The organism is Streptomyces macrolidinus (assembly GCF_023887685.1).
Lineage (GTDB): Bacteria > Actinomycetota > Actinomycetes > Streptomycetales > Streptomycetaceae > Streptomyces > Streptomyces macrolidinus.
On the sequence record NZ_JAMWMR010000008.1, the window covers coordinates 172656 to 191248 of the forward strand.

At 70.1% G+C, this 18593-nt stretch carries 16 protein-coding genes and 1 tRNA gene; 12 read left to right on the plus strand and 5 right to left on the minus strand.

Going from position 1 to position 18593, the window contains the following annotated elements; genetic code table 11:
- Positions 1-10: 10 nt before the first annotated feature.
- On the plus strand, positions 11-1015 hold the full coding sequence (locus NGF19_RS12690; protein WP_252424936.1) for an NAD-dependent epimerase/dehydratase family protein: 1005 nt from the start codon (positions 11-13) through the stop codon (positions 1013-1015).
- Positions 999-2930, plus strand: a complete 1932-nt coding sequence (locus tag NGF19_RS12695; RefSeq protein ID WP_252424937.1) for a pyridoxal phosphate-dependent aminotransferase — start codon at positions 999-1001, stop codon at positions 2928-2930. Before NGF19_RS12690 ends, NGF19_RS12695 begins: the two co-directional genes overlap by 17 nt.
- A 66-nt stretch (positions 2931-2996) precedes the next feature.
- Here NGF19_RS12695 and NGF19_RS12700 read toward each other — a convergent pair whose 3' ends face one another.
- Together NGF19_RS12700 and NGF19_RS12705 are read right to left on the minus strand one after the other, a co-directional pair.
- Positions 2997-3419, minus strand: a complete 423-nt coding sequence (locus NGF19_RS12700) for a cupin domain-containing protein (RefSeq protein ID WP_252424938.1) — start codon at positions 3417-3419, stop codon at positions 2997-2999.
- Between the two features lie 91 nt (positions 3420-3510).
- Positions 3511-4380, minus strand: coding sequence for an MBL fold metallo-hydrolase (locus NGF19_RS12705; RefSeq protein ID WP_252424939.1), 870 nt, complete (start codon positions 4378-4380; stop codon positions 3511-3513).
- A 328-nt stretch (positions 4381-4708) separates the two neighbouring features.
- On the opposite strand from NGF19_RS12705, the gene NGF19_RS12710 reads away from it, so the two are divergent.
- A complete protein-coding gene (locus tag NGF19_RS12710) occupies positions 4709-5428 on the plus strand; it encodes an FAD binding domain-containing protein (protein WP_252424940.1) in 720 nt (239 codons plus the stop codon).
- Positions 5429-5476: 48 nt separating this feature from the next.
- Here the strand turns inward: NGF19_RS12710 and NGF19_RS12715 are convergent, their stop codons facing one another.
- Positions 5477-6145, minus strand: a complete 669-nt coding sequence (locus tag NGF19_RS12715; protein ID WP_252424941.1) for a TetR/AcrR family transcriptional regulator — start codon at positions 6143-6145, stop codon at positions 5477-5479.
- Positions 6146-6201: 56 nt separating this feature from the next.
- On the opposite strand from NGF19_RS12715, the gene NGF19_RS12720 reads away from it, so the two are divergent.
- Both NGF19_RS12720 and NGF19_RS12725 read left to right on the plus strand, forming a co-directional pair.
- Complete coding sequence (locus NGF19_RS12720) at positions 6202-7650, plus strand: MFS transporter (protein WP_252424942.1); 1449 nt, start codon at positions 6202-6204, stop codon at positions 7648-7650.
- Positions 7647-8087 carry a cupin domain-containing protein gene (locus tag NGF19_RS12725; RefSeq protein ID WP_252424943.1) on the plus strand — a complete coding sequence of 147 codons (441 nt, stop codon included), beginning with the start codon at positions 7647-7649 and terminating at the stop codon, positions 8085-8087. Before NGF19_RS12720 ends, NGF19_RS12725 begins: the two co-directional genes overlap by 4 nt.
- 99 nt (positions 8088-8186) lie before the next feature.
- On the opposite strand, the gene NGF19_RS12730 is transcribed toward NGF19_RS12725, so the two are convergent.
- Positions 8187-9758, minus strand: a complete 1572-nt coding sequence (locus NGF19_RS12730; RefSeq protein WP_372505654.1) for an MFS transporter — start codon at positions 9756-9758, stop codon at positions 8187-8189.
- 283 nt (positions 9759-10041) lie between these two features.
- Between NGF19_RS12730 and NGF19_RS12735 the strand changes: the two genes are divergently transcribed.
- The 7 genes from NGF19_RS12735 to NGF19_RS12765 all read left to right on the plus strand — a co-directional run bounded on the left by NGF19_RS12735 (position 10042) and on the right by NGF19_RS12765 (position 17059).
- Positions 10042-10965 carry an RNA polymerase sigma-70 factor gene (locus tag NGF19_RS12735; protein WP_252424945.1) on the plus strand — a complete coding sequence of 308 codons (924 nt, stop codon included), beginning with the start codon at positions 10042-10044 and terminating at the stop codon, positions 10963-10965.
- Between the two features lie 356 nt (positions 10966-11321).
- Complete coding sequence (locus NGF19_RS12740) at positions 11322-13061, plus strand: ATP-binding protein (RefSeq protein WP_252424946.1); 1740 nt, start codon at positions 11322-11324, stop codon at positions 13059-13061.
- Positions 13062-13220: 159 nt separating this feature from the next.
- Positions 13221-14249 carry an L-threonine 3-dehydrogenase gene (gene tdh, locus NGF19_RS12745; RefSeq protein WP_252424983.1) on the plus strand — a complete coding sequence of 343 codons (1029 nt, stop codon included), beginning with the start codon at positions 13221-13223 and terminating at the stop codon, positions 14247-14249.
- 47 nt (positions 14250-14296) lie between these two features.
- On the plus strand, positions 14297-15490 hold the full coding sequence (locus NGF19_RS12750) for a glycine C-acetyltransferase (protein WP_252424947.1): 1194 nt from the start codon (positions 14297-14299) through the stop codon (positions 15488-15490).
- A gap of 74 nt (positions 15491-15564) precedes the next feature.
- Entirely contained in the window at positions 15565-16470 is a 906-nt protein-coding gene (locus NGF19_RS12755; RefSeq protein ID WP_252424948.1) for a LysR family transcriptional regulator, read from the plus strand.
- Positions 16471-16518: 48 nt separating this feature from the next.
- Positions 16519-16878, plus strand: a complete 360-nt coding sequence (locus NGF19_RS12760) for an MmcQ/YjbR family DNA-binding protein (protein WP_252424985.1) — start codon at positions 16519-16521, stop codon at positions 16876-16878.
- Between the two features lie 107 nt (positions 16879-16985).
- Positions 16986-17059, plus strand: a tRNA-Pro gene (locus tag NGF19_RS12765).
- An 887-nt stretch (positions 17060-17946) separates the two neighbouring features.
- Here the strand turns inward: NGF19_RS12765 and NGF19_RS12770 are convergent.
- Entirely contained in the window at positions 17947-18480 is a 534-nt protein-coding gene (locus NGF19_RS12770; RefSeq protein ID WP_252424987.1) for a TetR/AcrR family transcriptional regulator, read from the minus strand.
- Positions 18481-18593 lie beyond the last annotated feature (113 nt).

The following is an 18593-nucleotide window of genomic DNA, read 5'->3' on the forward strand; positions in this document are numbered from 1 at the left end:
GCAGCCGATCATGCACAGCAAGAAGATTCTCGTCACCGGCGGCACCGGCCAGGTCGCACGGCCCGTCGCCGAGGCGCTCGCCCGCGACAACGAGGTGTGGTGCCTCGGCCGGTTCGGCGACCCGGCCGCCCGCAAGGCGTTGGAGGAAGCGGGCGCCCACACCGTCACCTGGGACATGGCCGACGGCGAACTGACCGCGCTGCCCAGGGACTTCACGCACGTTCTGCACTCCGCGGTGCACCGGGGCGACGGGCGTGACTTCGAGGAGACCGCGCGGATCAACACCGCCGGCACCGCCCGGCTGATGACACACTGCGCCGACGCCGAGGGCTTCCTCTATGTGTCGTCGGGCGTCGTCTACCACCGGGCCGAGCCCACCCATCGCTACCGCGAGGGCGATCCGCTCGGCGGCGCGGCGCCCTGGCTGCCCACGTACCCCGTCGCCAAGCTCTCCGCGGAGGGTGTCGTCCGCGGCCTGTCCGAAGCGCTCGGCCTGCCGTCCGTGATCGCCCGGCTCAACATCGCCTACGGTCCGTACGGGCACGGTGGCGTACCCATGATCCTCTTCCGGGAGATGCGCGGCGGGCAGTCGGCGGCGGTGCCGCACCAGGGGCAGAACTACTGCAACCTCCTGCACACCGACGACATCGTCCGCCAGGTGCCGCTGCTGTGGGGCGCCGCTCGGACACCCGCCCAGGTCGTGAACTGGGGCGGCGACGAAGAAGTCGGCGTCACCGACCTCATGGAGTACATGTCCGCCCTGACCGGGGTGCCGTTGCGCCTGGAGCGCAGCGAGTACAGCCGGGAGACGGCGATCTTCGACCACGAGATACGACGCGACCTCATCGGCGACTGCACCATCGGCTGGAAGGCCGGGATCGCCCGCACGCTCGGCGAACTGTTCGAGGAGTACCGCGAGCGTATCGACGCCCACCAAGGAGCGTTTCAGGTCCAGGGCCAGGTCCAGGGCCAGGTCCAGGGCCAGGAAGGGGAGCGGCATGCGCAGGCCCGCTGACATCGACGCGCTGCGACAGGCACTGTGCGCGGCCCTCGGGTCCGTCGAACCAGTGTGTTCCCTGTCTCAATTGGCGCTGGGCGAGGGGGTGTTCACTGACGATGACATCCTGCACCGCCCGACCCTGGTCACCGGCGCCGCCGGTTACGGCCCGACCAGCCCCGCCCCCACCGCGCACGACGTCGACGCGCTCGTCCGACGGGCCGAGGAGGCGGGGGCCGCGCAGATCCTCGTACCCGGTGTGCGCCGCACCGACGACACCGGGGCGCTTCGCGCGGCCGGCTTCGTCCCGGTCGCGGCCGGTGCCGAGTGCGTGGTGCGGCTGAACGGCGACGTGGACGAACTGTTGCGTGGCCGTCTCGGAGCCGAGCGCCTGGACGATCTGCGCCGACGCGGCCGAGTGGTGTCCGACGACCTCACCTGGGAGCGGATCCCGCTGAGCGGACTCGACAAGAGCCCCTGGGCGCGCGACGCGTTCGCGGACCTCCATGGCGGCCTCTTCGACGCGGCGGCTCTGCAAGCCCTCGAACACAGCCGGTTGGCGGACCGCGCCGAACTGCTCGTCCGGCGCCGGGGCGAGAACGTCGTCCAAGCCGGACTCCTCGTGGGCTCCCACAGCGGCCGGGGTCTGTACTGCCTCGCCCTGGCCACCGACCGCGACGATCCCGCCGCCCGCCACGATCTCCACGCGGTCTCCCTGTACCAGGTGTACGTCGACGCCCACCGCGACGGCCTCGACTGGGTCCACCTCGGCCGAGGCGAGGCCGATCACCAACGCGCCCTGGGCGCCGACCTCTTCGTCCCGCTCGACCACTGGCTGCGCGCACCCGGCCTCACCGCCCCCGAACAGGCGCCCACAGCACCGGAAGTGTCCCGGTTCACGGCCCCGCCCGTCACCACGGTCGCCGTCCCCGGCCCGGCTCGCTTCCGGCACCGCCCGCGGTTCGACCTGGTCGACCTGTCGAGCAACACCAACCCGTTCCTGGGCCGCGGTGGACGCTATCCCGAACTCGACACGACCGACCTCGCCCGGACCTATCTCACTGCTGTGGCCCAACTGCCGGGCCAAGGAGGCCTGGACGCGCTGACGGACGAGTATCTGCTCTTCTCCAGCGGGGCGGTGGACGCCGTCATGCTGCTCCTGACGGCACTGGCCTCGCCAGGCGACCGGGTCTGTGTGACACCGCCCACCTTCGAGTTGTACGGCCACTTCGCCCGGGTACTGAGCCTGCCCGTCGTGGAAGTCCCCCTCGGCGGTCAGGACATGAACCGGCTCGACGTGACGCGGATGCTGGCGGCCGACCCCCACGTCACGATCCTGTGCGACCCGAACAACCCCGTCGGCACCCGTCCCGATCCCGAGCAGGTCCATGAACTCATCGCCCACACCGAGGGGTTGGTGGTGATCGACGAGGCCTATGTCGAGTTCAGCGACAAGCCGTCGTACGCCGGTCTGGTCGCCGAGCACGACAACCTCATCGTGCTGCGCACCCTGTCCAAGGCGTGGGGGCTCGCCGGGGCCCGCTGTGGCATCGCGCTAGCCCAGCCCGGAATCATCGAGGCGATGCGCCGGGTACAGGTGCCCTTCGGGTTCACCGACGCGTCACAGCGCGCCGTACGGGAACGGCTTGTCGACGTGCGGCACGTGCGCGACAGCATCGGCGACATCCTGGCCGAGCGGGACCGCATGGCAGCCCTGCTGGCCGAACACCCCACGGTGGACCGGGTGTTCCCGTCGGATGCCAACTTCCTGCTGGTCCGGCTGCACAAGCACGAGCAGGTCATGGACCGGCTGCGCGCCGCGGGCGTTCTCGTCGCGGACGTCGGACGGCTGATCCCCGACACCTGCCGTATCTCCATCGGCGACAGGCGCGCGAACGAGACGCTGCTCGACGCGCTCACCGCCGCCCTGTGAACGCCCTTCTGTGAAAGGGGTTCTGTGGGCCGACATCGTCAGCGACGACGTCGGCCCACACGTTCCTCAGTCGGTTCCGTTCCCCTGCCCCTGCGTTTCGATGATCAGGAACGACAGGACGTCTTCACCGATATTCTTCACATCGTGCAGGCGAGACTGTCCTTCACTGAATTCGAAGTATCGGGTGGTGCCGCGCTCATAGGTGATTTCCCGGCTGGTTCCGTCGCTTTCGTGCTGGCGCGCCTGGCCGGGGGTCAGGGCTATCCAGTAATAGTCGCGCTCATGACGGTGGACGGGAAGTCGCTCGCCGGGGGCGAGGTGGGTCTGCCAGATGCGCAGCTCAGGGGTGTCGTGCAGCAGCGTCTGGCCGCACTGGTCGTGGTGCGCGTTCCTGTCGAATTCCTGGTGCAGTTGCGGGCTCCAGCGGTCGAATGCCTCGGCCACGACCTTGTTCACCAGGGAGAGAGCAGCGGCGGAATGAGTACCCATGAACCGAATCCTTTCGGCTGTGGTGCGCCAGGCGAATGGGTCGACTCAGGCTACTTGATTCCGCCCACCCGTCATATGCTTTCGCGGGCACTCACCAACGAACGGCTGTGAAATCGATCGACCGAGGCTTCAACAGGGCGGTGCGCTCGGTGAGTTCGCGCAGCCGCCGGGACATTTCGTCGGCTGCCAGACGGTGGCGGTCACCGTGGCCGGGCAGGAGCCATTCGAAGCGCAACTGTCCGGCCGTCCTGGCCAGGGAGGCCGCCAGTTCCTCGATGGAGTACCAGGTCACGCTCTCCGCGACTTCCAGATCACCGGTCGTACGGGACCAGTAGAAGCTGTCGCCGCTGAAGCAGTACCGGTCGTCCGCGAGGTAGAGCACACTGCCACGGGTGTGGCCGGGCAGCGGATGAGCGGTGACACCCTCGCCGATCTCCACGGGCTCAAGGCCCTTGATCACCTGGTCCGCGTCCGGTGCCGCGTCGAGGTCGCCCTCGTGGATCCACAACCGGGCCCCGTAGTGGTCCGCGTAGCAACGGCCGTGGGCGGCGTGGTCGCGATGGGTCAGCAACACATCCGTGACGGGACCCGACTCCGCGTACCGCTCGGCGAGTTCGCGGCTCCAACGGGGCGTGTCGACCATCATCACGTCACCGGACGGCCGCCGTAGCAGGTACGCGTTGGCGCCCGCGGTGCGCCGGGAGTTGTGCCCGCACAGCAGGACGCTGCCGTCCAGGGCCATGGGGAACGGGTCGTCGGCCTGGTCGAGTTGCCCGGACTCCGGGCGGATGGAGCGGGTGTGGCAGGCGAAGGCAGCGGCGTAGAACCGCTGTCGCTCCGCTGTGGTGCTCGGCATGCGCAGGATCCGCGACTTGCCGTCGGCCTCGTCGATCAAGTCCGGCGCGTACTGGCGGGCGACATCGCAGTTGGTGCAGCGGTCGTCCACATACCAACCATCCATGGCAGGGCTCCTTCCGTGGGGATACGACCCCGACAGGGCTGTATGTCAGAGATATCCCACCCGTGGTCGGAACCGGTAGCCCCGCGAATCTTGTATTCCGCGCCGGGGACCGCTCTGTGGCTTGCCCCGAGGCTTGCTCCAGGGATTGATCTGCGGGTTGATCTCGCCGCTTGGGCCACGGTGCTCGCGTCCTACGGGCGCACGACGTGCTCGCGTGAGCCCTTCATGCGCCCCCGCCCCGGTGGGGAGACTGCCTTGTCGGCCGACGGGCGGCCGAAGCGTCACCCGCCACCTTCGTACAACTCCTGGGGAAGGCAGGTCGGTTGCTGTGCTGTTGCGTGTGCCGAGGTCTGTGTCCGAAGCGCAGGAGTGCTTGGCCGAGGAGGCGGTGCCGATCGGTGGGGCGACGCTCGTGTGGGCCACGTGGCAGCGGGACGGCTTCCCGGAACTCGCCATGTCCCTAAGGGAGTTGCCCGAGGCCAACGCTGTGGGACGGGAGACACTGGGCGGTGCGGTACTCCTGCACCAGGTCGACGGGCGGGTACCGGACGTACTGCGCCTGGCGGCTTCCTCCATCGGCACCGGTGCCGTGCGGCGGACGGCGACGGTCGGCGGCAACCTCGTCGGGAGCACGCTGCGTTGCCTGCTGCCCCCGGCGCTGGTCCTGGACGCGCGGGCGATCGTGCTCGAACCCGACGGGGTGCGCGAGACGGACCTGGTCGAGGTCGTGGCCAAACGCCCCGTGCTGCTGAGTCTGCGCTGGCGGGAACCGATCGTCTGTGCGTACCACAAGTCGGCCGGGGAGGTGGGTGGACCGCCGCCCCTCGTGGTCACGTCGGCGGTGCACGCGGAGGAGGGCGGCGAGCGTCTGCGGGTCGCCGTCCGCGACGGCTATGACGTGCTCAGCGGCAGCGTCGCGTGGGACGGCGATACACGGACGGCTCTCCAGGCCTTGCGTGCAACTTCCCTTGGCTACGCGCCGATTGCCGCGTGGGAAGTCGTCCAGGCGCAGGTCGCCGACCTGTTGGGCGGTCTCGGCGCGGGCTGAGGAGGCGGGCAGCGGCGAAGCAAGCAGGCGGGCGGCTCCGTGCTGTCCTCAACGGGAGGCCAGAAGGCCGTCCACCAGAGCGCGGAGACCGTCCAGATAGGTGTCCTCGGCGGTCAACGACGCCCAGCGGTCGGCGACTTGCTCCAGGCGAGGCAGCTCGCTCGGGTCGAGTTCGCCGAAGACCCGCTCCCGGTAGGTGGGACGGTCATCGTCGGTGCGCCGCCGCGCCGCCGTCGTCCGTACGACGATCTCCCCTGCGGTGTAGTACCAGATCGCGCGGTATCCATGAACGGCCTGCCGTGGAGTCAGCCCGCATGCGAGCAGGCCGTCGATGATCTGCTCGACGAACCACAGGGCGGAGGTGGACAGCAGATCGTCGGCGGTCAGGACGTCCACGATCCAGGGGCAGTCGGCGAGAGCCGAGTGGATCGCGTCGGTGGCGACGATGACGCGCTCGCGGGGTTCCTCGGGCAGTTCGGGGCGATGCAGCGTCCGAGCGGCGTAGTCGTCCAGCAGTAGAACGAGCAACTCGTCCTTGCTGCGGACGTGATGGTAGAGCGCCATCGGTGTGCTGCCGATCTCCGCGGCCAGCCGCCGCATGGTCAGCCGGTTCACGCCGTCGGCGTCCACGATCCGGCGGGCCGCCGCTACGACCTCCTCACGCGAGATACGAGGAGGTCGGCCAAGGGATGTGCGCGGTGCGGACGGTTGCGGCATGCCCTCATCATCCCCCAGGTGTCGACAGTGGCGATCTCCGCAGGTAGTTTTCTTACATGTACAGAAACTTACGGGGGCGCCCCGGAGTGGTGCTGGCGGCGGCTGCCGTCGCCCAGTTCGTCGTCGCCCTGGACCTCGCGGTGGTCAACGTCGCACTGCCCGCGATGCGTACCGCGCTGGGATTCGCACCGCTCGATCTGTCCTGGGTCGTGCATGTCTACGCGCTCACGCTCGGCGGATTCCTGCTGCTCGGAGGCCGTGCATGCGACGTGTACGGCCAGCGGCGGATGTTCGTACTGGGCCTCGCCGTCTTCGGGGTGTGCTCGCTGGCAGGCGGACTGGCCCAAGCCCCCTGGCACCTGATCGCCGCCCGTGCCGGTCAGGGGGTGGGCGCCGCCGCGGCCACCCCGGCCACACTGGCGATGATCACCACCACGTTCACCGAGGGCCCCCGGCGGGTGCGCGCGCTCGGCGTCTGGAGCGGGGTGAACGCCGCGGGCGGAGCGCTGGGCGTGCTCGCGGGCGGACTGCTGACCGAGTACGCGGGTTGGCGCTGGGTGATGCTGATCAATCTGCCCGTCGTGGCGGTGGCCCTCGCGCTGGTCGTCGCGGGCGTGCCTGCCGAAGCGCGCCCCGCCCGGCGCGAGAGGCTCGATGTGCTCGGCGCGTTCCTCGCGACCGGGGGAGTCGGACTGCTGGTGTTCGGGGTCGTCCGTACCGACGCCAACGGGTGGGACTCACCGGCCACTTGGGCGATCCTCATCGCTGCGGCCGTGCTCCTCGCGGCCTTCGTCGTCGCCGAATCCCGGTCTTCCGCATCGCTGTTGCGCCTCGGCCTGCTGCGCAGCCGCTGGGTGGCCGGTGCCAACGTACTCGTCTTCTTCTCCACGGCCGGGCAGTTCGCGGCGTTCTACTTCGTATCCCTGTATATGCAGCAGGTCTTGGGCATGAGTGCCGCGGCGACCGGCGCCGCGTTCCTGCCGTTCTCCGCGAGTCTGATCGTCGGCAGCGTCGTCGCGACCCGCGTCACCGCGGCACGTACGCCCCGGGCCTGCCTGGTGCCCGGCGCCCTGCTGGCCGCCACGGGCCTGGCCTGGTTCGCCTTCATCAGTCCCGACGGCGGCTTCCTCACCGATGTACTCGGCCCCTGCGTCGTCACCGGCACCGGAGTCGGACTCGTCATCGCCCCGATCGTCACCGCCGCGACCACCGGCGTCGCTCCCCGCGAGGCCGGGATGGCGTCCGGACTGATGAACAGCTCCCGCCAACTCGGCGGCTGTATCGGCCTGGCCGCGCTGGCGACGCTAGCGGCACACCGCACCGGCACGTCCACCGACCCCGCCGCGGTCGACGACGGCTACGCGCTCGGTCTGGCCGTCGCCGCCGCCCTCTTCGTGATCGCGGCGGTCGTCGCGATCGGCGTACTGCCCCGCAGCCGGGCCGAACCGCCCGCGCCGCGCCCCGATGCCCCTACGGAGAACCGACTGGAAGGAACGCTGTCATGACGACGACCCCTCTCGCACCCAACTCACCCAACTCACCCAAATCGCCCGTCTCGCCGGTGGACTTGTTCGCCTCGGCGCTGCACATCCACCCCGACGGAGAGGTCCGTGCCGCCGAACGGCGGATGACGAGCAGCGACTCCGGCGCCTGGCAGATCGCGACGTTCCACGTGGAGACCGACGCCGATGTCCATGCCGACCACTGGGAGATGCACCCGAAGGCCGAGGAGGCCGTGTGCTGCCTGACCGGCGGCGTCCGCTTCCACTTCCGTCCCGTCGAACCCGAAGGCGCCGAGGAGATGGTGCAGTTGGGGGCGGGCATGGCCGTGATCGTCCCTCGCGGTCGTTGGCATCGCCTGGAACTGGACGCCCCCAGCACCCTGATGTCGATCACCTTGCGCGAGGGCACACGCCTGGAGAGGCGTACTGACGTGCAGTGAGGAGTGCCGCCGGCGGATGCGGGGCCCGAGTACCGTACCGGGCAAGAGGGAAGAATCATGGCCGGACCTGGGTCCCGCGATGTCGGGGCGTGCCGGAGGCTAACCCGCGCGACTGGCCGTCTCGGCCGTCTCGGCAGCCTCGACCGACTTGGCCGTACGGTCGGCCGGTCGGCCCGGCGCCCCGGCGTTGACGAAGACGCCCGCGACGGCCGCGGCCAGCAGCATGATGCCCGCGGAGATCCAGGTCGCCACGGAGTAGCCGTGCACGGTCGCCTCCGCCAGCGCCGCCTTCGCCTGCGGTGTCTGCTCGGCGGGGTTGACGTGGTGGTCGGTCAGCCAGTCCGTGGTCATGCTCGCCGCGATCGTGTTGAGCAGCGCGGTACCGACCGAACCACCCACCTGCTGCATGGTGTTGAGCGTCGCCGAGGCCGCCCCCTGCTCGTGCGGGGCGACGCGGCCGGTGGCCGTGGAGATGGCCGCCATGAACGTGACGCCCATGCCGAGGCCCATCAGGCTGATACCGGGCAGAACATGACCGAGGTAGGTGGCGTCGACGTCCATGGAAGCCAGGAAGGCCAGGCCACCGGCGGCCGTGATCAGACCCGGCGTGATCAGCACGCGGGCCGGAACCTTGTGCAGCAGCCGCGCCGAGATCTGGGTGGAGCCGATGATCATGCTGGCGGTCATCGGCAGGTAGGCCACACCGGTCCTCAGCGGTGACCAGCCCTTGATGCCCTGCAAGTAGTAGGTCAGGAACAGGAAGACGCCGAACATGGCGATGGTGACCAGGGCCATCGTCACGTAGGCGCCCGCGCGTTGACGGTCCCTGACGATGTGCAGGGGGAGCAGCGGCGTCCGGGCGCGGGTCTGCCGCAGCGCGAAGGCGCCGAGCAGCGCAACGCCGCCGAACAGCAGGGTCAACACCCGGCTGTCGGTCCAGCCGCGGGACTCGGCCTCGCTGAAGCCGTAGACGATGGAGAGCACGCCGGCCGTACCCAACACAGCGCCGAGGATGTCCAGTTGGGCGTCGGTGCGGCGGCCCGAGTCCTTGAGCAGCACGGTCGCGCCGATCACCGCGAGGACGGCCACCGGGGCGTTGACGTACAGGCACCAGCGCCAGTCCAGGTACTCGGTCAGGAAGCCGCCGACCAGCATGCCGATGGCGCTGCCCGCACCGGCGATGGCGCCGAACACACCGAACGCCTTGCCGCGTTCGCGCGGGTCGGTGAAGGTCGTGGTCATCAAGGACAGCGCGGCGGGGGCCAGTAGCGCGGCGAACACGCCTTGCAGCGCGCGGGCCGCGAAGAGCATGCCGGGGCCGGTGGCTGCGCCGCCGAGCGCCGAGGCCCCGGCGAAGCCGATCAGGCCGATGACGAAGGCGCGCTTGCGCCCGAACAGGTCGCCGAGGCGACCACCGAGCAGCAGCAGACCGCCGAAGGCGAGGGTGTAGGCGGTGATGGCCCACTGCCGGTTGCCGGCGGTCATGCCGAGGTCCTGCTGGGCGGACGGCAGGGCGATGTTGACGATGGTCATGTCCAGCACCACGACGAGCTGGGCGAGGGCGATGACCACAAGACCCCACCAGCGGCGGGGATCGGGGGTCGGCGGGGAGTCTTCCGTCCTGCCCGCGGAGATACCGGTCCTGCCCACGGAGGTGTCGGCCTTGCTCATGGATATACCGGTGCCGCCTGCGGCTGTATCGGTGCGGGTGAGGCGTGGGAAGTCGTCGAGGCGTTCGGGGTTGTTGTCGGGAAGAGCGGTGTCGGCCATGTGTCGGTCTGCCTTCTGTACGCACATGCTCGGAGTCGGTGACACACACAAGACGGCGCCGCCTCGATCCCTGTGACAATGTGGCCGTGTGACGTGGGACACCGTGCCGGAGTTGTCACAACTCGCCGGGGGACCGGCGTCTTGTACGTGTGGCAGTACGCGGAGCGGACAGGGGGAGCCGGGCATGAGCGAGCGGAGTGAACGACCCACGGGCGTGGCCGAGGAGCGCGGAGACCGTGCCACCGACGTGTTCGTGGCCCACAGGAACCTGCTGTTCACCGTCGCCTACGAGATGCTCGGTTCGGCCACCGACGCCGAGGACGTCCTGCAGGAGACGTGGCTGCGCTGGGTGGGCGTCGACCTCGCCGTCGTACGGGACGAGCGTGCCTACCTGGTACGGATCGTCACTCGACAGGCGCTTGACCGGCTGCGCGCGCTCGGTCGGTGCAGGGAGTCCTACGTCGGGCCGTGGCTGCCCGAGCCGTTGCTGACCGCGCCCGATGTGGCCGACGACGTCGAACTGGCCGAGAGTGTCTCGACGGCGATGCTGCTGGTGCTGGAGACGCTGGCACCGACCGAGCGGGCGGTGTTCGTGCTGCGTGAGGTGTTCGACCTGGAGTACGGCGAGATCGCCGAAGCCGTCGCCAAGACCCCCGCCGCCGTACGCCAGATCGCGCACCGGGCGCGGGCCCACGTCGCCGCGCGCCGACCGCGCGGCAACGTCTCCCCGGCCGAGACCCGAGCCGCTCTCGAAGCCTTCCGACGCACCGTCGAGACCAGCGACTTGCAGAGCCTGCTCGACATCCTCGCGCCGGATGTCGTAGCCCTGAGCGACGGCGGCGGTGTCAAACGCGCCATACTGCGGCCCGTCGTAGGGGTGGACAAGGTGGCCCGGCTGCTGGCCACCCGTTGGTACCGGCGTGGCGCCGAACGCTCGGTCGAGCTGGTTCAGGTAAACGGCGGCCCGGGGCTGCTCGTTCGACTCGACGGGGAGCTCGACGGCGTACTGACGGTGCGGGTCGAGAACGGTTACGTCACCGGGCTCTACCACGTGCGCAATCCGCACAAGCTCTCGCGCGTGGAGCGGGAGACCGCGGTGAGCCGCTGATCGTGTGCTCGGAGGGGTAGATCTTCGGCCGTGAGGGCGGATTCAGGGTCCTGAAGGTCCTTCGGTACTGACCGCTTCTGCTCGACTCCGGTCGATTCGCGGGGGATATGCGAGCGCATCGGCGGCGGAGTTATCGGTCTGTCGTACGACACCTCATGCCAGAGCGGGATGCTCACCAGGCGAAATGGCCAACAACCCACCAAACCCGCCCTGTTGGCGACTACTGTCAGTTGTCGTCAGTCGACGCAGGGTCGAGTGGTTCGGCTCTCCCGACCGGCGCCGCGATGGCGCATGCCCGAGTCGTACAGACCCGGGCGAGCACCCACGCACCCGACACGCCCAGTACGAGGACAACGATGTCTCACCTTCGCGCACCGGCCGCACGCGCAGACCGCCAGGAGGGCGGGCGGCACGGACGGCCGGTCGCCCACCCCCTGCCCTCACCGTCCAGGACGCGCATCAGATCCCGACTGCTGCGCCTGGCGATCCTGCCGTCCCTCGCGACGGCCCTCAGCGCGGGCGCAGCCGTGCTGTTCGCCGTCCTCTCCACCGACCTCCGCCCCACGCCCCTGCTGTGGGCCGTGCTCGCGGGCGCCTGCGCGGTGACCGCGGCGGGCATCGTGACCGCCGCTCTGGCCGCGGGCCGCACCGCCCGGTCCGTGGCCGAAGGCCTCGACGCGTTGCGCGGGGCCGCCGCCCGCGACGAGGCCGAACTGCCCGCCCTCGTGGAGGCGTTGCGCCGAGGCGAGGCGCCGCCCGTACGCAAGCGGCGTGCCGAACCCGCCGCGGAAGCCGACGAGTTCACCCTGCTCGCCGCGGAACTGGCCCGCGCCCAGGACAGCGCCGTCGCCGCCGTCGTCCAGGCCGCGCGACTCTCCAGCCAGGCGGGCAGCGAACAGAAGCTGGCAGTGTTCGGCACCCTCGCGCAGCGCCTTCAGCCGCTTGTGCACCAAGGGATCTCGATCCTCGACGAGTTGGAGCGCGACACCGAGTGCCCCGATCTGCTCAAGGACCTCTTCCGCGTCGATCACGTGGCCACCCGCATCCGGCGCCACGCCGAGAACCTCACCATGCTCGGCGGCGCCGAGTCACGCCGCCGCTGGAGCAAGCCCGTCCCCATGACCGAGGTGCTGCGCTCCGCGATCGCCGAGATCGACGAGTACGAACGGGTCAGGCTGGTGCCGCCGACCGAAGGCGCCCTGCGCGGGCACGCCGTCGCCGACGTCAGCCATCTGGTCGCCGAACTCGTCGAGAACGCCACGGTGTTCTCCGCGCCGCACACCCAAGTCCTGCTCCGCGCAAGCCTCGTCACCTCCGGGCTGGCCGTCGAGGTCGAGGACCGCGGGCCCGGCATGCCCGCCGACGAACAGAACAGGGTGAACGCCCTGCTCGCGGACCCCGATCAGGTCAACGCCGCCGATCTGCTGGCGGACGGCCGTATCGGTCTGTACGTCGTCGCCCGGCTCGCCCAGCGGTACGGCATCCAGGTCCAGGTGCGGACCAACATCTACGGCGGGGTCCAGGCGGTGCTCGTCGTACCGCAGGGTCTGCTCGGCGCCGCGGCTCCTGCCCTGTCCGAGTCCGTGACTCCCGTAGCGCCGCAGGGGAGGACGGCCGGGGGTACGGGGTCGCTGGGGGTGCCGGTGACGACCGGCGGACAGGAGGCGGAGACCACGGGAACGCATCCGGTGCCCCCGCTGCCGGAGGAACACGAGCCGTCCCCGCCGCCGGTCCGCGACGCCGACTGCCCCCAGCAGGACCCCGTCGAGGTCACGCCCGCCATCCTGGCCGAGGCCACCCTCGCCGACGACCTCCTCGGCAAACCCCTCCTGCCCCGACGCCGCGCCCAGGAGTACAGCGCGCCCGTATTCGAGGACGCCCCCGCACCGCGACTCGGCCCGGACCCCGACCGGCCCAGGGCCCCGTACCTGGAACCGGAACCGGAACCCGTCACCACGGCGGACCCCCACCTGGAGCCCGCCATCGCCCCGACCCCGTACCCGGAGTCGCCCCGCCTCGGCCTGCCGTCCGGGGCAGCCCCGGCGTACAGGACGGAACCACGCGCCTGGCGCGTACCTCACCACGAGGCCCCGTGACCCCGTGACTGTGAAGGAAAGCTGCGGCCGAGCTTAAGAAATCCTCGATGGACCGAGGCGCCCGCCATACGGCAGATTTCAACGAGATCTCACCCCTCTCTCCGGCGCGGGCTCCTTCGGCGTGCCTTCGTCCGGGATCTCACAACAGGAGCCGTGGCGTTGAAGGCGCTGGTCAAGCAGAAGGCGGAGCCCGGCCTGTGGCTCATGGACGTCCCCGAGCCGCAGACAGGCCCCGGTGACGTACTGATCAAGGTCCTCAGGACCGGGATCTGCGGCACCGATCTGCACATCCGTTCCTGGGACGGCTGGGCGCAGCAGGCCATCCGGACCCCGCTGGTCGCCGGGCACGAGTTCGTCGGCGAGGTGGTCGCCACCGGCAGGGACGTCGTGGACGTCAAGACCGGCGACCGGGTCAGCGGCGAGGGCCATCTGGTGTGCGGGAAGTGCCGCAACTGCCTGGCCGGGCGCCGCCACTTGTGCCGCGCGACGGTCGGCCTGGGCGTCGGCCGCGACGGCGCGTTCGCCGAGTACGTGGCGCTGCCCGCCACCAATGTGTGGGTGCACCGGGTCCCCGTCGACCTCGACGTCGCCGCGATCTTCGACCCGTTCGGCAACGCCGTGCACACCGCCCTGTCCTTCCCGCTGGTCGGCGAGGACGTACTGATCACCGGGGCGGGCCCGATCGGTCTGATGGCCGCCGCGGTGGCCCGGCACGCCGGCGCCCGCAACGTCGTCATCACCGACGTCAGCGAGGAGCGTCTGGACCTCGCGCGCAAGATCGGCGTGAGCCTGGCGCTGAACGTCTCCGACGCCACGATCGCCGACGGCCAGCGGGAGCTCGGACTGCGCGAGGGCTTCGACATCGGCCTGGAGATGTCCGGTCGCCCCGAGGCGATGCGCGACATGATCGCGAACATGACGCACGGCGGCCGGATCGCCATGCTCGGACTGCCGTCCCAGGAGTTCCCCGTCGACTGGGCCCGGATCGTCACCTCCATGATCACGATCAAGGGCATCTACGGCCGCGAGATGTTCGAGACGTGGTACGCGATGTCGGTGCTGCTGGAGGGCGGCCTGGACCTCGCGCCCGTGATCACCGGCCGCTACGACTACCGCGACTTCGAGGCGGCGTTCGAGGACGCGGCCGGCGGCCGGGGCGGCAAGGTCATCCTCGACTGGAGCGCGTGAGCACCGCCCCACCTCCCCGACCCGCACATCCCTCTAGGAGCCCCTTCATGTTCGACTCCGTGCGCGACGATCTTCGCGCCACCCTCGACGAGATCCGCGCCGCCGGTCTGCACAAGCCCGAGCGCGTGATCGACACCCCGCAGTCCGCGACCGTGAACGTCACCGCCGGGGGTCGTCCCGGCGAGGTGCTCAACTTCTGCGCCAACAACTACCTCGGCCTCGCCGACCACCCCGAGGTGATCGCCGCCGCCCACGAGGCCCTGGACCGCTGGGGCTACGGCATGGCGTCCGTGCGCTTCATCTGCGGTACGCAGGAGGTGCACAAGGAGCTGGAGGCGCGGCTGTCGGCGTTCCTCGGCCAGGAGGACACGATCCTCTACTCCTCCTGCTTCGACGCCAACGGCGGTGTCTTCGAGACTCTCCTCGGCCCCGAGGACGCGGTCATCTCCGACGCCCTCAACCACGCCTCGATCATCGATGGCATCCGCCTGTGCAAGGCCCGCCGCTTCCGCTACGCCAACCGTGATCTCGCCGATCTGGAACGGCAGTTGAAGGAGGCCGCGGGTGCGCGCCGCACGCTGATCGTCACCGACGGCGTGTTCTCCATGGACGGCTACGTCGCCCCGCTGGGCGAGATCTGCGACCTGGCCGACCGCTACGGCGCCATGGTCATGGTCGACGACTCGCACGCGGTCGGCTTCGTCGGCGCCGGTGGGCGCGGTACCCCCGAACTGCACGGGGTCATGGACCGCGTCGACATCATCACGGGCACGCTCGGCAAGGCGCTCGGTGGCGCGTCCGGCGGGTACGTCGCCGCGCGTGCCGAGATCGTCGCCCTGCTGCGGCAGCGCTCGCGTCCGTACCTCTTCTCGAACACCCTCGCCCCGGTGATCGCCGCGGCTTCCCTCAAGGTGCTCGACCTGCTGGAGTCGGCGGGCGACCTGCGCGAGAAGCTGGCCGCGAACACCGCGCTCTTCCGCCGCCGGATGGCCGAGGAGGGCTTCGACATCCTGCCCGGCGACCATGCCATCGCCCCGGTCATGATCGGCGACGCGGCGAAGGCGGGCCGCATGGCGGAGCTGCTGCTGGAGCGCGGCGTGTACGCGGTGGGCTTCTCCTACCCGGTGGTGCCGCAGGGCCAGGCCCGCATCCGCGTCCAACTCTCCGCCGCGCACTCCACGGAGGACGTGAACCGCGCGGTCGACGCGTTCGTGGCGGCCAGGGGTGAGCTGGAGGCCTGACCGGCCCCTTTGATCAGTCCACTGATCAGTCCACCCGGCGGAACCGGGTCGGACGCATTGCGATAATCATTCGCATGATCGAAGCGCGGCGGCTCCACATCCTTCGTGCGGTGGCCGACCATCGCACGGTCACGGCGGCAGCCGCCGCGCTCTATCTGACCCCCTCGGCCGTGTCCCAGCAGCTCACCGCGCTGGAACAGGAGACAGGGCACCGACTCGTCGACCGCGGTGCCAGGGGCGTACGACTGACCCCGGCCGGGGAGATCCTGCTCGGCCACACCCATGCCGTACTCGCCCAACTGGAGCGCGCGGAGGCGGAGTTGGCCGCGTACAGCGCGGGCTCGGCGGGCACGGTGACGCTCGCCTCGTTCGCCACCGGCATCGGCCTGGTCGTCGGCCCGGCGCTGGCCCGGCTGGCGCGCAGCGCACCCGGCATCCGGGTCCGCGTCCAGGACGCCGAGGGCGACGCGAGCCTGCCCATGGTCCTGGACCGGCAGGTCGACGTCGCGGTCGCCGTCGAGTACCGCGGCGCGCCCGACGCCGACGACCCCCGGCTCACGCACATCCCGCTGTACGCCGAGCCCTTCGACGCGGTGGTCCCCGTCACGCACCGGCTGGCCGACGCGGACGAGGTCCCGCTCGCCGAACTGGCCAAGGACCCGTGGATCGGCCCGTACCCCGGCAACCCCTGTCACGACGTGGTCGTCATGGCCTGCGAACACGCCGGATTCCAGCTCCGCCTCGAACACTCCTCCGACGACTTCCGCGCCGTCGTCGCGCTCGCCTCGGCCGACGCGGGCGTGGCCCTGGTCCCGCGCTCGGCCCTGCGCGGCATGGACCTCACGGGTGTGGTGGTCCGCCCGGTCGACGGGGTGGCTCCCACCCGCCGGGTCTTCGCGGCCGTACGCCGCGGCGCGGAGGAGCATCCGTTGATCCGCCCCGTACTGGACGCGTTGACCGAGGCCGCGACGATCGACTGAGAGCGCCGACTGTCAGTGGCGTTGGTTAGTGTGCCGAACATGCCGAACATGCCGGACGCCGAAGACGTACGCCGTTTCGCCCTCTCCCTGCCCGACACGACGGAGAAGGTCGCCTGGGGCATGCCCACGTTCAGGGTGGGCGGGAAGATGTTCGCCACCCTGCCCGAGGACGAGACCTCCATAGCGGTGCGCTGCCCCAAGGAAGAGCGGGACGAGCTGGTCCTCGCCGAGCCCGGCAAGTTCTGGATCGCCGGGCACGAGGCACAGTTCGCCTGGATCCGGGTGCGTCTCGCCGCGCTGGAGGACGAGGGCGAGCTGCGCGACATCCTCGCCGACTCCTGGCGCCAGGCAGCCCCGCCCCGCCTCCTCGACCACCACCCCGACCTGGGCCTCCCCACCGGAAGCTGACCCGTGCCCCCACACGGCACAACCAAACCGGTGCGCGACCAAGGTCCGGAGTGCGGTATTGTTTCCCTGCACGTCAGCCCAGGGGAAACCCCAGGTCAGACGGGCAACGGGACGTGGCGCAGCTTGGTAGCGCACTTGACTGGGGGTCAAGGGGTCGCAGGTTCAAATCCTGTCGTCCCGACAGCTATGTCGGATGTTTCCGCAGGTCAGGGGCTCTCTTCGGAGGGCCCCTGATGCGTTGGCAGGAGCGGGCTGGGAGCCCTCTTCCGCTCCCTGTGCTCCCATCGCTCCCAGCCGTGGCCGACGGCGTCAATTGATGTTGACCGGCTATCGCCCGATCCGGTCGAGATGGCTGTGTTCCCACGGCGGCGGGCCCGCTGCTCCCGGCTTTTACGTGTCAAGGGGTCGGTTTGCTCCCAGTTCTTCATCGGGGGTCGTGTGTATGGGCGACCCCTTGTTTGATTTCGTTGTTCCCTTGACTGTGAGGGCTCCATGTCTGGATGGGTAATACATGAAGACCTTGAACACCACAGCGGGAGTTTGCGCAGGTCAAAGGGGGCGTGGCTGGGGTGGCCGGGCGTCGTCCGTCCCCTTGTCGGTGGAGGTTGGCAGTACGCGGCGATAGCGGGCGGTAGGGAGTGGCTGCTCGGCCGGACGCTTGTGCATGCGCGGCGCGCACTCCACGTGGCCGTGCCGCGCCCTGCTTGGCGCCGGTCCCTTTGGGTCGCTGGTGATGACGACCGACCGTTTCATGCTGGTTAGCCAAGCTTCGTGCAGGTTCGAATCCTCGGCAGGGCGCTCGGAGCTTGGGGGCGGACGGAACCGCTGGTCGTCGGAGGGCAGTTGGTGATCGAGACGGTTGCCCGGCTGAACCGGTAGGTCGGCGGCGATCGGCCGCAGATTCCGATCAGTGGAAACCGTCGGCTGCCCTGGACCTGAATGCCCACAGGACGGACGACGTGGGAGCCCCAGACCGAAGAGGTCTGGGAGGCTCCGCTTGGTTCGTCGGGCCGTTGGGGCTGCGATGGCTCCAGCAGGTAGAGGTCCGCGCGCACGGACCGGCGGGGGTCACGCGCTTCGACGCGGTTCTTCGTGCGTGGCATCAAGCACGAGAGCCAGCAATCGGCGGGCCTGTTCGGCGTCCTCATTGCGGGCCGTGGACAGCGCGATCCCGATCACGAGTTGGACCAGGTCGTCGGCGGTCAGGTCGGTACGGGCGGTTCCCTGCCGTTGCGCCCGGGTGAGCAGACCAGCCGCCGCGTCCAGGATCAGCCGATGGCAGTCGAGGTCCTGCACACCGGGCTCGTCGACCATCAGGGCGCTACCCATTCCCTGATTGGCGCGGGCGTGGGCCAGGAACGCTCCCAGCCATTGCGACAGGGCCTCGTCGGCGGAGTCCGCAGTGCGTAGCCGTTCCGCCCGCTCGCACAGCACCTGAATCCGGTCTCTCAGCACTGCGGTCAGCAGGGCCTGGCGCTTCGGGAAGTGCCGGTACAGGGTCCCGGGGCCGACGCCGGCTCGGCGGGCGATCTCGTTGAGGGACGCCCCAGGGCCGTCCTCGGCGAACACTTCCTGTGCGGCGGCCAGGCGTTCCCGGTTCAGGCGCGCGTCCGTGCGCCTCGGTCATCTCCAGATGAGATGACTGACATTCCAAACCATCTCCTTGAACAGGGAAGCGGCGGGGGCGCGGCATTGCTGATGTCTCCGTGACGGCA

Bases quoted from the DNA above. Each gene is read 5' to 3' on its own strand.
- NGF19_RS12690 (WP_252424936.1), top strand. From the start codon at position 11: ATGCACAGCAAGAAGATTCTCGTCACCGGCGGCACCGGCCAGGTCGCA.
- NGF19_RS12695 (WP_252424937.1), top strand. From the start codon at position 999: ATGCGCAGGCCCGCTGACATCGACGCGCTGCGACAGGCACTGTGCGCG.
- NGF19_RS12700 (WP_252424938.1), bottom strand. From the start codon at position 3,419: ATGGGTACTCATTCCGCCGCTGCTCTCTCCCTGGTGAACAAGGTCGTG.
- NGF19_RS12705 (WP_252424939.1), bottom strand. From the start codon at position 4,380: ATGGATGGTTGGTATGTGGACGACCGCTGCACCAACTGCGATGTCGCC.
- NGF19_RS12715 (WP_252424941.1), bottom strand. From the start codon at position 6,145: ATGCCGCAACCGTCCGCACCGCGCACATCCCTTGGCCGACCTCCTCGT.
- NGF19_RS12720 (WP_252424942.1), top strand. From the start codon at position 6,202: ATGTACAGAAACTTACGGGGGCGCCCCGGAGTGGTGCTGGCGGCGGCT.
- NGF19_RS12725 (WP_252424943.1), top strand. From the start codon at position 7,647: ATGACGACGACCCCTCTCGCACCCAACTCACCCAACTCACCCAAATCG.
- NGF19_RS12730 (WP_372505654.1), bottom strand. From the start codon at position 9,758: ATGAGCAAGGCCGACACCTCCGTGGGCAGGACCGGTATCTCCGCGGGC.
- NGF19_RS12735 (WP_252424945.1), top strand. From the start codon at position 10,042: ATGAGCGAGCGGAGTGAACGACCCACGGGCGTGGCCGAGGAGCGCGGA.
- NGF19_RS12740 (WP_252424946.1), top strand. From the start codon at position 11,322: ATGTCTCACCTTCGCGCACCGGCCGCACGCGCAGACCGCCAGGAGGGC.
- NGF19_RS12750 (WP_252424947.1), top strand. From the start codon at position 14,297: ATGTTCGACTCCGTGCGCGACGATCTTCGCGCCACCCTCGACGAGATC.
- NGF19_RS12755 (WP_252424948.1), top strand. From the start codon at position 15,565: ATGATCGAAGCGCGGCGGCTCCACATCCTTCGTGCGGTGGCCGACCAT.
- NGF19_RS12760 (WP_252424985.1), top strand. From the start codon at position 16,519: ATGCCGGACGCCGAAGACGTACGCCGTTTCGCCCTCTCCCTGCCCGAC.